Raw genomic sequence first — 14,052 nt, forward strand, 5'->3', positions numbered from 1 at the left:
TTACTACTCCTGATTTTAATATTAATATATTTATCTTCTTTTGAAAGATGATCAATTCAGCAGCCTTCCAGATCCCCAGCTGCTCTTGTGACATCAGAGCTACGGCGGGCGCTGAGTGAAGCCATCAGCCCTGGCTTGGACCTGCCCTTGGTCGGCCCTGTCCTGCCCGCGGCCAGGCCTCTCACAGCTGAGCGGCAGTCAGCAGCTCGTTGAGCTGCATCCGAATGGCCCGAAGCCGTCGTTCCGCAAGACCGGGAAGGAGCGGGAAGGCCCTGATATGGCCATCGTCCTCGGCCTGCAATCCCGTGCCTGGGTAAAGAATCGAAGCGCTGGCGACAATCTTGTATCTGTGAAGAGGACCACCCGGGCGCCTGAAGCATTGATACTGAATATTATTACGATAGCGGTGCATCTTGTTAATATCCTCTTCCTTGGGGCCATACTGACCGTTGGGCAGGCGCTGCCAGCGATATTTCGCGTCGAAAACCAGAACCTGCTGCGGCTCGCCGTTGCGGTAGACCTCGATGGCCATATCGGGCATCTGCGGGCCGCCGCTCATGGTCGTCGAGACCAGCCCTGGACGCCGGCCTACTGTTGAGATGTGAGGATAGAGCGGCTCATACTTAAAAAGGATCTCGCGGTCGCCCTTGGCCAACACAATGCTGGCGACGTTCTTACGCACCTCAAATTCGAAGTAGCGTTTCTCAACTTCGTAAAAGGTGGTGTTCGAGGTCAGCCGATAGCCGCGCTCCTCCAGCAGCTCCACGGCCAGGTGAGTCATCGTAAAGACGCTCCACATCTCGTATAGCTCGCTCACTTTGCGCTGGCCCAGCTCGTTGACATAGCGCTCGCTGTTGACGACTATCAAGCGCTGCTGAAACTGCAGATAGAGCTGAAAGAAGCGGCTGTAAGCGGGATGCTTTAAGAGCACCTGGGTAGCCTTGCCGGGCAGAACCGCCGGCTGCACCGTTTTAAGAAATGGCTCGCTGCCCCAGAAAAGACAACGCCGCTTCATTTGCCGGCACTCGTCAATCACGCGCCGCAGACGCTCCAACAGCAGGCGGTCCTCATCATTGTAGTAGCGCTGGTAGATGGCTTCTCGACGCTGGGCCTCAGCCAGAGCGCGCTCCTCAATCAGACTGAGCCTCGCCGGCAGCTGCTGTCGAAGGAAGTGCTTGAGCAGGCGATTCTCATAGACATCGTAAGAGAGCTGGCTCTCCTCTACCTGCCACTCCTGTGGGAGATGGCGCACGTCTCCAAAGGGACGCCACGAGGCGGGCAGCTCCAGGCAGGGACCCGGCTGCGGCTGCATCTCGCCACTGCAGTGCGCCAGAGCCTGCCAGTTGCAAGGGCGCACCACCGGCTGCAGCGTCGAGTGTGGCCGACGACGAATCTGCAGCATCACGGGACGGAGCTTCTCCATTATGCTACGAATTTGCTTATAGTCATGTAGAGGAGAAGTCTCCTCCAGGCGGCGCGCAAAAGCAGTCCGCTCGACGGCGGGTGAGACCAGGCGAAACCACAGATCCAGCGCGAGTGCCGCTAGCTCGCTCTTCATCTGCTCATACAGGCGCTGGCTCAGCTTCTGCGGAAAGACACGCACCCAGGCCGTACGCGGCTCAATGCCCGGGGCACTGACTGTCAGCCGATAGAGGCCGGCGTAATGCTCAGGGCGCCACTGCCAGAGTCCATAATGTTCCGTGTGCAGTGGCACCTCGTCGACCATCAGGCTAAGGGGGTGCGGCGCCTGAGACGTGACCTTGATGTAGCAGGTCTGATATTCGCGAATGTTAAGGGCCGCGTTGTCGCTGTCGGGAGCAAAGCTGAGCGGCTGGTCGTTAATTGTCAGCCAGGTGACACTAGCGCCAGAAGCTGGTGTATCCATCGCGCTTCAACCTGTTTTTCATCTCCTCCAGGCGCTGATACGAGCGTGGAAGCTGCTGGGTGCGGGTCAGGGCAAGCAGCTCATCCAGAACGCCCTCGATGACCTCTGTGCCGCGGACGCGCGGCAGGATGCGCTGCTTGATCTGGAGATCGAGAGCCACCTCTGGCTCTAGCAGACCAGCGCTGTTGGCCAGGTACAGCTCGATCTCACGCACGACGCGGTAGCCCAGCCCGAGCTCAACCTTGTTGAGCATGGCGTTGATTGTGCGCAGCAGCTCTCGATAGCGCGTGTCCGGCTGCTGGGCCTTGTAGCTCTGCCAGGTGAGGGCAGAGATGGGCACGGGGTCAGGCGGCACCGTGGGCTGCGGGATCTTGTCCAGATCGATCGAAAAGAACTCAATGGTGTTGGCGCGGTCGATCACCTTATCGCTGATGGGCTGGGTCGTCTCGTCGACATTGATGGTGCCGGTAAAGAGCAAGTTAGGTGGCAGCGACAGCTCCGCCGGCACCGTGAGCGGCTGCCCTTGCCGCTTCAGCTCCTCCTCCAGACGCCGGCTGACCAGCGCGATGCGCCGATCTGCCGGGCGCTCTTCTTCCAGGGCGCTGAGAAATTGCGAGAAGTAGTATTCAACGTGCGCCAGGTTCATCTCATCCAGACAGCAGCAATACAGGTCCTGCTCGTTCTTGCTGGCATCCAGCAGGAAATCCAGGGCCGGCTCGGTGATATAGCTGCCGCTGATGGGGTTGAAATACCCGAGCAAGTAGCGGTCGTCGTTCCAGTTAGGGCGCACAGCCAGCCGCAGGTAGCGCTCGCGTGGCACCCCCAGGGCCTCGGCATAGAGCTGGGTCAGCTTCGATTTACCCGTGCCCGAGAGGCCGGCGAGGATCACGAAAGGGCGCGTCTTCAGGCAGATATGATAGTTATAGAGCGTTTCCTGATCGAAGTAGTAGCCTCGGGCCGAGATATAGCTGTGAATATGCTTGAGCAGAGCCTGCTCTTCGAGTCTTGAACCACCCATCGATCCAGTAATAGCCTCCCAGTCCGCTTTTGTTAAGCGAAGCAGCTCAATAGGGCTGTGATTAAGCTCCTGCTCCGCTGCCGACCGCTCTCTCAGCAACCTGCTCCGTGGGCCGATCTGATGGACTTCGCCGTTCAAGGCGTTTAAGTCTGCGGGGCGGTTATAGCGTTCGCTCACTTCGAGCGTGGCCATCTGGGCGGGACTGTTGACGGAGACGACGCTCATGACAACGGGCAGCACACTCGGTGACGGGTCTTGCTGCGCTACCAGACAGCGATCGCCAACCTGCAGAGGAGGAGCCAGCTGGATGGTGAAGCGCGCTTGTCCGGCTGTGATCGTCTGCAGATAGCTGCTTGCCCTGGGCAGAGAGAGCAGGAAGTACTTGCTCATGCGGTGCCATGCCTCACCGGCTGAAGTTGTCGACGATAGGCCCTTCCGACATTAAGTGAACCATGCCAGCACTATTCTAGTGCCGGCGTTTGAGTCGAGTCAAGTGCCAGATTACCCGCCTGGCATTCTCTGTTCCCAGTGGACACCAGGTTTTATAATAAGTGTCACAGGTCCGCTGCTCCGGGAGGTCACAATGAACATCTTTGAGCTGCGCGAGCGTCTGATTGCCGATTACGCCGCCTACGTTCAAAGCTTTCTCCAGATTCGCGATCCTGCCATTCGCAACTATGTCGACCAGGAATTCAGGCGCGGGTTGCTCTGGCCAGACCCTCTCATCCAGCTCAATCCACGCTTCCAGCCGGGTGCCACTCTCGACGAACTGGTGAGCGAGGGTCTGCTCCATCCCCTCTGCAAGCGCATTTTCCGCCGTGGCAAGTCGAGGCAGGAGCCGGCGGGTTATCCGCTGCAGCTCTATCGTCACCAGGACGAAGCGATCCGCCTGGCTGTCCAGGGCCACAGCTATGTCCTTACCACCGGCACAGGCTCTGGCAAAAGCCTGGCCTACATCATTCCGATCGTCAACTATGTCCTGCAGCATCCTGGCCAGCCGGGCATCAAGGCCATCGTGGTCTACCCGATGAATGCCCTGGCGAACAGCCAGAAGGGAGAGCTGGAGAAATACCTCGGCCTGGGCGCCGGCGAGCATGGAGTACGCTTTCGGCGCTATACCGGCCAGGAGACTGCCGACGAGCGACGTGAGATTATTACGAACCCCCCCGACATCCTGTTAACCAACTACGTGATGCTGGAGCTGATCATGACGCGCCTGCACGAGCGTCCGCTGTTGGATGCCGCCAGGCTGCGTTTTCTGGTCCTCGACGAGCTGCATACCTATCGCGGGCGCCAGGGGGCCGATGTCGCTCTGCTCGTGCGCCGCGTACGTGACAGGCTCACGCCGCCCGGCGAAACACTCCAGTGTATCGGCACCTCGGCCACACTCATTAGCGATGAACGCCATGAGAGTCAGCAGCAGCGCATTGCCGAGATGGCTTCCCTGATCTTCGGCACCACCATCCAGCCCAAGCATGTCATCGGCGAGACCTTGGAGCGCGTGACAGAGGAGGCCGACATCTCCTCGCCGGCCTTCCGCGAGCGCCTGAGTGCCTGCATCTGCGACTCCGAGAGCAGGCCACCTGAGCGCTACGAGGACTTCGTGCGTGATCCCCTGGCCATCTGGCTGGAGGAGACCTTTGGCATTACCAGGGGCGAGCATGGCGGCTATGTACGCTCCCAGCCGCGCCGCATCGCCGGCGAGAGCGAGAGCGCGGCGGCACTCCTGGCGCAGCTGACGGGCGCTTCACCAGAGACCTGCGCCGACAAGATTAAAGCCTGGCTCCTTGCAGGCTACGAGCGAGTACGCGATCCCAAGACAGGCAGCCCTCCCTTTGCCTTCCGCCTCCATCAATTCATCAGTAAAGGCGATACTGTCTATGCCTCGCTCGGCTATTCCCAGCAGCGCCATCTGACGCTTCAATCTCAGCAGTATGTCCCCGGCAGCCGCGACCAGCGTCTCTTTCCACTCGTATTCTGCCGCCAATGCGGGCAGGAATACTACTGCGTTCGCTGGCTAGACAATGCTACTCTGATAGCCCGTGATGTACAAGACCATGCCGAGGACGACGTGGATGCGCAGGTGGAGGAAGACGCCGCCGCATCATCAAAGAAACAAAGTAAGCGCAGCGGTCAGATCGGCTTTCTTTACCTGAGCAATGATCATCCCTGGCCTGTTGACAAAGATGAGATCGAGGAGCGTTTGCCAGATGACCTCAAGGACCTGGTCAATGGAAAAGAGCGGGTGCTGTCTGCGCGCAACGTGATTCCTCAGCCGCTTTATCTGCGTCCCGATGGCACTGTAACCCAAAAAGAGGGTGAGGGCCTGCTCTGTCATTTCGTCCCCAGTCCTTTCCGCTTTTGCCTCTTCTGTGGTGTTACCTACGACGCCCATCAGCGCAACGACTTCATCAAGTTAGCTTCTCTCAGCTCAGAGGGGCGCAGCACGGCGACCACGCTCCTCTCGCTCTCGACGGTTCTCCTCCTGCGCGAAGCCAACCGCCAGGCAGGAGATCAGCCCGGCGGCCAAAACATGGCTGCCAAAATGCTAAGCTTTACCGACAATCGCCAGGATGCCTCGCTCCAGGCTGGTCACTTCAACGATTTCGTCGAGATGGCCCGCCTGCGCGCTGCTCTCTACAAGGCCATCGAGCAGGCGGGAAAGGAGGGCCTTTCCCATGATGACCTGACTCTCAAGGTCTTCGAGGCGCTGAAACTGAAGTGGGAGCAGTATGCTGCCACTGCCGAAGAGACCTATGTGACCTATAACACACGCCAGAAGACCGACGAAGCCCTGCGCAACGTCCTCGGCTACCGCCTCTATCGCGATCTCCAGCGCGGCTGGCGGATCACTTCCCCCAACCTGGAGGAGTGTGGCCTGCTGAGGATTGACTATCCCGACCTGCCCTACGTCTGCAGCGATTCCGCGCTCTGGCGGGACTGTCATCCGGCCTTGCGCGCTGCCTCTCCGGAGGTGCGCGGCGAGATCTGCCGTACCCTGCTTGATGCTATGCGCCGCGAGCTGGCCATCAAAGTAAACTATCTGTACCCCCGCTTTCAAGAGAAGATCAGGCAGCAGAGCAGCCAGTTTCTAGTACCGCCCTGGGGGCTGGATGAAGATGAGGAGCTGCTCTATGCGAGCCGCGTCTTCGCACAACCGCGCCCACCGCGCGGTCGGAATAACGAGCAGAAACGTGAGTCCTTGAGTAATCGCTACTTTTCCGGCCTGAGTCGCTTCGGACGCTATGTGCGCGACGAGCTGAGGAAAGCCCTCAACCCCAGTCTCCATTTGACGGTAGTCGAACGCCAGCAGATCATTCGCGACATGCTGGCGTGCCTGCGCAAGGCTGGTCTGGTCGAGGTCGTGACCCAGGACGAGCACGGAAAAGAGCCTGGCTATCAGCTCTCGGCGGCGGCCATGATCTGGTGCCTCGGTGATGGCACCACGGCCTATCGTGATCCGCTGCGGATCGTGGAGCTGCCGAAGGATCAAGTCAGGTCAGCCAATCGTTTCTTTGTCGACTTTTACCGGCGCTCTGCCGACGATATTCAGGCCCTACAGCAGATTCAGGCCCAGGAGCATACGGCCCAGGTCCCCGCTGCAAGACGCCAGGAGCGTGAGGAGGCCTTCCGTCGCGCGGAATTGCCTATTCTCTACTGCTCGCCCACGATGGAGCTGGGGATCGACATTGCCGACCTGAACGTCGTTAATCTGCGCAACATTCCGCCAACGCCCGCCAACTATGCCCAGCGCAGCGGGCGCGCCGGGCGCAGCGGCCAGCCGGCCCTGATTATCGCCTACTGCTCGACCGGCAGCTCTCACGATCAATATTTCTTCCGCCATCCCGAGGATATGGTCAAGGGAGCAGTAGCGCCGCCACGTCTGGATCTCACGAACGAAGACCTGATTCGCGCCCATGTGCATGCCATCTGGCTGGCCGAGGCGGACCTCTCGCTGGGCCAGTCGCTCAAAGACCTGCTCGATCTCTCTGGCGATCCGCCGGTTCTCACCATTCAGGAGCCGGTGCGTCGCTGCCTGGAGAATAGCCAGGCCCGTGAGCGAGCGCGCACAAGGGCGGCGCGTGTGCTGGAGACGTTGCATGACCAGCTCCAGGGGGCGCGCTGGTATAGCGAGAACTGGCTCGACGAGGAGTTGAGCCACATCGCCCAGCGCTTCGATCAGGCCTGCGAGCGCTGGCGAGGCCTCTATCGCTCTGCCCTGACGCAGCGCAACACCCAGGACCGCATCATCACCGATCCCTCGCGTAGTCACGAAGATAAAGAACGCGCCAAGCGCCTGCGCGCCGAGGCTGAGTCGCAGCTGCAGCTCCTGACCAGCAGCGATCACGGCAGCGAGGTCGATTTGGAGCAATCGGACTTTTATAGCTATCGCTATTTTGCCAGCGAGGGCTTCTTGCCGGGCTACAACTTCCCGCGCCTGCCGCTCTCGGCCTATATTCCGGCGCGGCGTACCAAGCAGCGCGATGAGTATCTCTCGCGCCCGCGCTTCCTGGCGATCGCCGAGTTCGCCCCCCGGGCCATCATCTACCACGAAGGCTCGCGCTACCTCATTCACCGCTCGTTGCTGCCGATGCGCGCCGACGGCACTGGCGTGGTGACCTCCTCGGCACGCCAATGCTCTTACTGCGGCTATCTGCACCCGCTGACGGAGGAGCGGAGCCTGGAGGTCTGCGATTACTGCGGCAGGTCGCTGAACGCTCAGCTGGATCGGCTCTTTCGCCTGCAGAACGTCTCGACCCGCCGCCGCGACAGAATCACCTCCGACGAGGAGGAGCGCCTCCGTCAGGGGTACGAGATCTATACGGCGCTGCGTTTCGCCGAGAGTCGCGGGCGGCCCCTGCGCGTGGTCGCGCGCATCGAGAAGGATGGCCAGACGCTGGGGAGCCTGACATATGGGCAGTCGGCGACGCTCTGGCGCATGAATTTCGGTCGGCTGCGGCGCAAGGATGCGGCTCTACGCGGCTTCGTGCTCAACAAAGAAACTGGCGAGTGGGGCAAAGAGGACGCCACTGCCGATGATCCGACCGATGCCCGCGCGGCTGGCACTATTCGCGTCATCCCCTACGTTGAAGACACGCGCAACTGCCTGCTCTTTAAGCTGGAGCAGGAGCTTGATCAGGCGCAAATGGCCTCACTGCAATCGGCTCTGAAGAGCGCCATTCAGATCTGTTACCAGCTAGAAGATAACGAGCTGGCCGCTGAGCCATTGCCGCATGCCCATGAGCGGCGCTTCCTGCTCTTCTACGAGGCCGCCGAGGGCGGGGCCGGCGTCTTGCGCCAGCTCGTCGATACACCGGAGGCGCTGGCCCGCGTCGCGCAGGAGGCCCTGCGCCTCTGCCACTATGATCCCGTGACCCTGGAGGATCTGGGGCGCGCTGAGCGAGCGCGCGAGGACTGCGAGGCGGCCTGTTACTACTGTCTGATGACCTACTCCAATCAGCGCGATCACCGTTTGCTGGATCGCAAAGTGATCCGCGATGTGCTGGCCGAGCTGGGGCAAAGCCGCGTTGTGATCGCCGCGGAAGCTGTCCCGGGCCGTGCCGCAGCTGGGGCAGACGACGCCTCTGAGCGGCTCCTCGCTCAGGTAGAAGAGGCTATCGAGCGCGAGTGGCTGCTCTGGCTGAAGGAACGGGGCTATCGTCTGCCAACTCGGACCCACTGGCAGCCACCGTCTTGCTCAGCCTCTCCTGATTTCCTGTATGAAGGTGGCGCTGACCTGGCGGCCATCTATGTTGATGGAGACGGGCCTGCCGGCGCTGAGCGGGCGGCTCGTGATGCGGTGAGCTGCGAGGAGCTGCGCGATCTCGGCTATCTGGTGCTGCGCTTTGGTGCGCGGGAAATGTGGGACGAGCTATGTCGCCGTTATCCGGCCATTTTCGGGAGGGAGCTATGAATTACGCCGTCGGTTCGCTGGTGAAAGTGCGGGGACGTGAGTGGGTAGTGCTGCCTGAGTCGGAGGCTGATCTGCTGGTCGTGCGCCCCCTGGGTGGGACCGACGAGGAAGTTACCGGGATCTATCTGCCCCTGGAACCGGTTGAGCCGGCCCAGTTTGATCTGCCCGATCCGCGCCACTGGGGAGATCACCGCTCGTGCTCCCTGCTGCGCGATGCTGTCCGCTTTGGCTTCCGTGCCAGTACGGGGCCGTTCCGTTCGTTCGCGCACCTCGCGTTTGAGCCACGGCCCTATCAACTTGTGCCGCTCTTGATGGCCCTGCGCCTCGATCCGGTACGCTTGCTGATCGCCGACGACGTAGGGATCGGCAAGACCATCGAGGCGGGGTTGATCGCGCGCGAGCTGCTGGATCGACGCGAAGTCAGGCGCCTGGCGGTGCTCTGCCCTCCGCATCTGGCCGAGCAGTGGCAGGCTGAATTGCGCGAGAAGTTCCACATCGAGGCGGAGCTGGTGCTCTCCAGCACGGTCACTCAGCTAGAGCGCCGGCTGCCCGGGCGCGATATCTCGCTTTTCGAATACTATCCTTTTGTGATCGTGTCGCTCGACTTTATCAAGGCCGATCGGCGGCGTAATGAGTTCCTGCGGACCTGCCCCGAGCTGGTGATCGTCGATGAAGCTCATACCTGTGCCTTTCCCGGCCACGAGCGGAGCGCGCGCCATCAGCGCTATCAGCTGGTCGCCGGACTGGCGGCTGATCCCCGCCGTCACCTGATTCTGGTCACGGCCACGCCTCATAGTGGCAAAGAGGAGGCCTTCCGTTCGCTATTGGGCTTCTTGAAGGAGGAGTTCAAGGAGCTGCCGCAGGACTTAAGTGGCCGGGAGAATGAGCGTCATCGTGTTCGCCTGGCGGCGCATTTTGTGCAGCGGCGGCGCGCCGACATTCGCTCCTATTTGCAGAGCGAGACGCCCTTTCCGGAGCGTGATGAGCGTCTTGAGTCATACCGGCTTTCTGCGGCCTATCGCCATCTGATGCAGCAGGCGCTCAGCTATGCCAGTGAGGTGGTGCGCGATCCCAGCGGTGGGCAGACGCGGCGCCGGGTGCGCTGGTGGTCGGCACTGGCTCTGCTGCGCTCGCTGGCTTCGAGTCCGGCGGCAGCCGCGGCCACGCTGCGCAGCCGCGCCCAGGTGGCTGGCGCGGAGAGCGTGGAGGAGGCCGATCAGATCGGGCGCCAGGCGATGTTTGATCTGCTTGACAGCGATGCCACCGAGAGCCTCGATGTGGTCCCGGGCAGCGACTTCGAAGAGGAGCAAGAGGCGGTTGTGGACGTCAGCGAAGAGCGCAGGGTGCGGCGGCGCCTGCTGGCGATGGCGCGCGAGGCCGAGGCCATCACCTTCGAGCAAGATACGAAGCTGCAGAAGGCGATTGCGCTGGTGAAAGGGTTGCTGCAGGAAGGCTATCAGCCAATCGTCTTCTGCCGCTTCATTCCGACCGCTGAGTATGTGGCACAGGGCCTGCGCCAGCGTCTGCCGAAGGAGGTCGAGGTGGCGGCCATTACGGGCCTGCTGCCGCCGGCGGAGCGCGAGAACCGCGTCCTGCAACTGGCTCAGCATGAACGACGGGTACTGGTCTGCACCGATTGCCTTAGCGAGGGTATCAATCTTCAAGAATATTTCAATGCCGTCCTCCATTACGACCTCTCCTGGAATCCGACTCGCCATGAGCAGCGCGAGGGGCGCGTCGATCGCTTCGGACAGGCCAGTCCGCGGGTGAAAGTGGTGACGTTCTTTGGTGAGGATAACCAGATCGATGGGGTGGTCCTGAGCGTGCTGATTAAGAAGCACCGTGAGATTCGTTCCCGTCTGGGGATTGCGATACCGGTGCCGCTGGATGCGGAGCAGGTGATCGAGGCCATCTTTGAGGGCCTGCTCTTGCGCGAGAGCCTGTCAGGCGGGCACGAGGGGCAGCTGTTGCTGCCAGGCTTTGAGGACGTGCTGCAGGGAGAGCAGAAGAATCTCCACCGCGAGTGGGAGGCGGCTTCTGATCGTGAGCGCCGCTCGCGGACGCTTTTTGCGCAGCACAGTATCAAGGTTGAGGAGGTAGCGCGAGAGCTGCAGGAAGTGCGCGCGGCCATTGGGCTGAGCGAGGATGTCGAGCGCTTTACGACCGAGGTTCTGCGGGCCTATGGGGCTTTGATCAAGCGACCGTCTGCTGCACGGGACGTGCTGGAGGTGGATCTACGGGAGACGCCGATGGCGCTGCGCGATGCCATCAATCTGCCGCGCTATGCTACCTCCGATAGCCAGAGCCTGCGCGTTAGTTTCCGGCGCATGGGTCTGCCGCGGACGCTCTATCTCAGTCGTACGCATCCGCTTGTCGAGGGGCTGGCGGCCTATGTGCTGGATACGGCCCTTGATCCTGTGGACGATGTGCTTAACCCCCGGATTGCCCGGCGCTGTGGAGTCTTTCGCACCAGCCGTGTCGAGAGGCGCACGACCTTGCTGTTAGTGCGTTTGCGCTTTCATCTGCGGGCGGCGACGCGAGGCAAAGAGGAGGCGCTGTTAGCCGAGGAGTGTCAGCTCTATGCCTTTCGTGGTGCGCCTGCGCAGGCCGTCTGGCTTGAGGATGCTGCCGAGGTTGAGGCGCTGGCTCAGGCGCCTGCCGAGGCCAATCTGGCGCCGGAGCAGATTACGGATTTTCTGCAGCGCGTCATCGACGAGTATCCGCAGCATTTGCTGCCTTACCTGGAGGAGCAGGCCCGCAGGCGCGCTGAGGTCTTGCGCGAGTCGCATCGGCGCGTACGCCAGGTGGCGTCGCTGAGCCTGCGCCAGCTGGCGGTTGAGCCGCTGCTGCCGCCGGATGTGCTGGGAATCTACGTTTATCTGCCCCTCCCGATCCATTGAGCTGAAGATTCTGGCCTGGCACGGTCCAGGGGACTGATGACAGGCTCCCCTGGACCGTGACGACTGATGCTGCATGCGGAGGCACTTATGCAACAACGGCAGGAAATCACGTTCTCAACGGTCGATTCTGAGGGGGCTTTGCTGCCGCCCGATCTACTGGAACGCATCAAGCGGTGGGATGAGTCGTTGGGGGGGCTGAATCCGGCTGATTATCATCTGCCAGGCGAGCGGCTGAATGAGGTGATCAGCGATGCCTGGGCACGCGTCCGCCGCCGCTGGCTACGCTTTCTGGAGGTGCAAGGGCGCTATCCGCAGGCGGACGATGCGAAGCTGACGCACGAGTACTGGCTCTTGCCGCTCTTTCATGAGCTGGGCTATGGGCAGCTGGTCAAGGCGCCTCCGCAGGAGCTTGAGGGAAAGAGCTATCCGATCGCCTCTTTCTGGCAGCAGGTGCCCATCCATCTGGTAGGCTATCGTACTGATCTTGATCAGGCCCAGCGTCTTCCAGGCGGAGGCCGGAGTAGTCCCTTTAGCCTGGTGCAGGAATGGCTCAATCGCTCGTCAGGCCATTTGTGGGGCATTGTTTCAAATGGGCTGCGCCTGCGCCTGCTGCGACGCAATGTGAGTTTGACGCGCCAGGCGTATCTGGAGTTCGATCTGGAGGCTATGCTGCGCGGCGAGATCTATGCCGACTTCGTGCTCTTCTGGCTGCTTTGCCATCAGTCGCGCCTGGAGGGAAAGAATCCCGCCGACTGCTGGCTGGAGCGCTGGTCGCGTCTGGCTCATGAGCAGGGAGTGCGGGCGCTGGATCGCCTGCGTCAGGGGGTCACCGAGGCCATCGACGAGCTGGGGCGTGGGTTTCTGGCGCATCCGGCCAATCATGCTCTGCGTGAGCGGTTGCGCTCTGGTGAGTTGAGCGCGACTGGCTATTATCAGCAGTTGCTGCGCCTGGTTTATCGCTTGATTGTGCTTTTTGTGGCAGAGGATCGCGATGTGCTGCTGCGACCCGATGCCGCTGAGGCGGCGCGTCAGCGCTATATGGACTACTATTCGACGGCGCGGCTGCGGCGCCTGGCGCGCTCGCGGCTGGGAACGCGGCATAGTGATCTCTACCGGGTGCTGCGCCTGGTGATGGAGCGGTTGGGAAGTGAGCAGGGCTGTCCGGAGCTGGGGCTGCCGGCGCTCAATGGCTTTTTGTTCTCGCGCGAGGCCCTGCCTGATCTGGCCGACTGTGAGCTGACGAATTATTCGCTGCTGGTGGCGGTGCGGGCCTTGGCCACCGTCCAGGATGAGCAGAAGGTTTATCGGGCGGTGGACTACAAAAATCTGGGTTCCGAGGAGCTGGGCAGCATCTACGAGTCGCTGCTGGAGCTGCATCCTTTCGTCAATGTGGAGGGGGCGACCTTCAGGCTAGAGGTGGTGGCTGGCAGTGAGCGCAAGACGACCGGGAGCTACTATACGCCGACCAGCCTGATCGAGTGCTTGCTCGATTCGGCGCTGGAGCCTGTGCTGGAACGGGCCTGTGCGCAGCCCGATCCTGAGCAGGCTATTCTCAATCTGAAGGTCTGCGATCCGGCCTGTGGCAGCGGCCATTTTCTGATGGCGGCGGCCCATCGCATCGCGCGCCGGCTGGCGGCGGTGCGTACAGGCAACGAGGAGCCGGGACCGGTGGAGCGGCGGCGAGCTTTGCGCGATGTGGTGGGGCGCTGCCTCTATGGGGTCGACGCGAATCCGATGGCGGTGGAGTTGTGCAAGGTGAATCTCTGGCTGGAGGCCATTGTGCCGGGCAAGCCTTTTTCATTCCTGGATGCGCATATTCAGTGCGGCAATAGTCTGATCGGCGCGACGCCAGCGCTCCTGCAGAAGGGGATTCCCGATAAGGCTTTTAAGCCTGTAGAGGGCGATGATCGCGCCACGTGCCGCAATTACGAGAAGCTCAACCGCGAGTTGCGGGTGGGGCAGCTAAGCATGTTCACGCCGGATGCGCAGCTCTGGCAGGATCAAAGCAGGATTGAGGAGGATCTGGCGGGCATGGAGGCCCTTGGGGATGACGATGTCGACCAGCTGCATCGTAAGCAGGAGCGCTATCGCCAGCTGCTGGACTCGGAGGCCTATCAGCGGGCCGCTTTGCTGGCCGATGCCTGGTGCGCGGCCTTTGTCTGGAAGAAGCGACGGACGGCTGAGCTGCCCTATCCAATCACCGACGAAATCTGGCGCAAGCTGGCACAGGCGCCCAGGCAGGTGCCAGACTGGATGAAAGAGGAGATTCGACGCCTGCGCCAGCAGTACGGTTTCTTTCACTGGCACCTGGCTTTTCCAGGGGTCTTCCGTCTGC

General features: G+C 61.5%; 5 protein-coding genes. 3 read left to right on the forward strand and 2 right to left on the reverse strand.

Annotation, left to right across the window (positions count from 1 at the left end):
- Positions 1–181: 181 nt before the first annotated feature.
- Together IRZ31_RS14640 and IRZ31_RS14645 are read right to left on the reverse strand one after the other, a co-directional pair.
- Positions 182–1,885, reverse strand: a complete 1,704-nt coding sequence (locus IRZ31_RS14640; protein WP_297154905.1) for a DUF2357 domain-containing protein — start codon at positions 1,883–1,885, stop codon at positions 182–184.
- Complete coding sequence (locus tag IRZ31_RS14645) at positions 1,860–3,293, reverse strand: hypothetical protein (RefSeq protein ID WP_297154907.1); 1,434 nt, start codon at positions 3,291–3,293, stop codon at positions 1,860–1,862. Before IRZ31_RS14645 ends, IRZ31_RS14640 begins: the two co-directional genes overlap by 26 nt.
- A 193-nt stretch (positions 3,294–3,486) precedes the next feature.
- Between IRZ31_RS14645 and IRZ31_RS14650 the strand changes: the two genes are divergently transcribed.
- The 3 genes from IRZ31_RS14650 to IRZ31_RS14660 all read left to right on the forward strand — a co-directional run.
- A complete protein-coding gene (locus IRZ31_RS14650) occupies positions 3,487–8,817 on the forward strand; it encodes a DEAD/DEAH box helicase (RefSeq protein WP_297154908.1) in 5,331 nt (1,776 codons plus the stop codon).
- Positions 8,814–11,717, forward strand: a complete 2,904-nt coding sequence (locus IRZ31_RS14655) for a helicase-related protein (protein WP_297154910.1) — start codon at positions 8,814–8,816, stop codon at positions 11,715–11,717. The genes IRZ31_RS14650 and IRZ31_RS14655 overlap by 4 nt, the downstream gene beginning before the upstream one ends.
- A gap of 87 nt (positions 11,718–11,804) precedes the next feature.
- On the forward strand, positions 11,805–14,052 hold a 2,248-nt coding region (locus IRZ31_RS14660), incomplete at its 3' end, for an N-6 DNA methylase (RefSeq protein ID WP_297154912.1).

It is taken from the genome of Thermogemmatispora sp. (genome assembly GCF_019683635.1).
In the GTDB taxonomy this organism is placed as follows: Bacteria; Chloroflexota; Ktedonobacteria; order Ktedonobacterales; family Ktedonobacteraceae; genus Thermogemmatispora.

Excerpts from the sequence above, each read along its gene's own strand:
- IRZ31_RS14640 (WP_297154905.1), bottom strand. The coding sequence starts at position 1,885 with ATGGATACACCAGCTTCTGGCGCTAGTGTCACCTGGCTGACAATTAAC.
- IRZ31_RS14645 (WP_297154907.1), bottom strand. The coding sequence starts at position 3,293 with ATGAGCAAGTACTTCCTGCTCTCTCTGCCCAGGGCAAGCAGCTATCTG.
- IRZ31_RS14650 (WP_297154908.1), top strand. The coding sequence starts at position 3,487 with ATGAACATCTTTGAGCTGCGCGAGCGTCTGATTGCCGATTACGCCGCC.
- IRZ31_RS14655 (WP_297154910.1), top strand. The coding sequence starts at position 8,814 with ATGAATTACGCCGTCGGTTCGCTGGTGAAAGTGCGGGGACGTGAGTGG.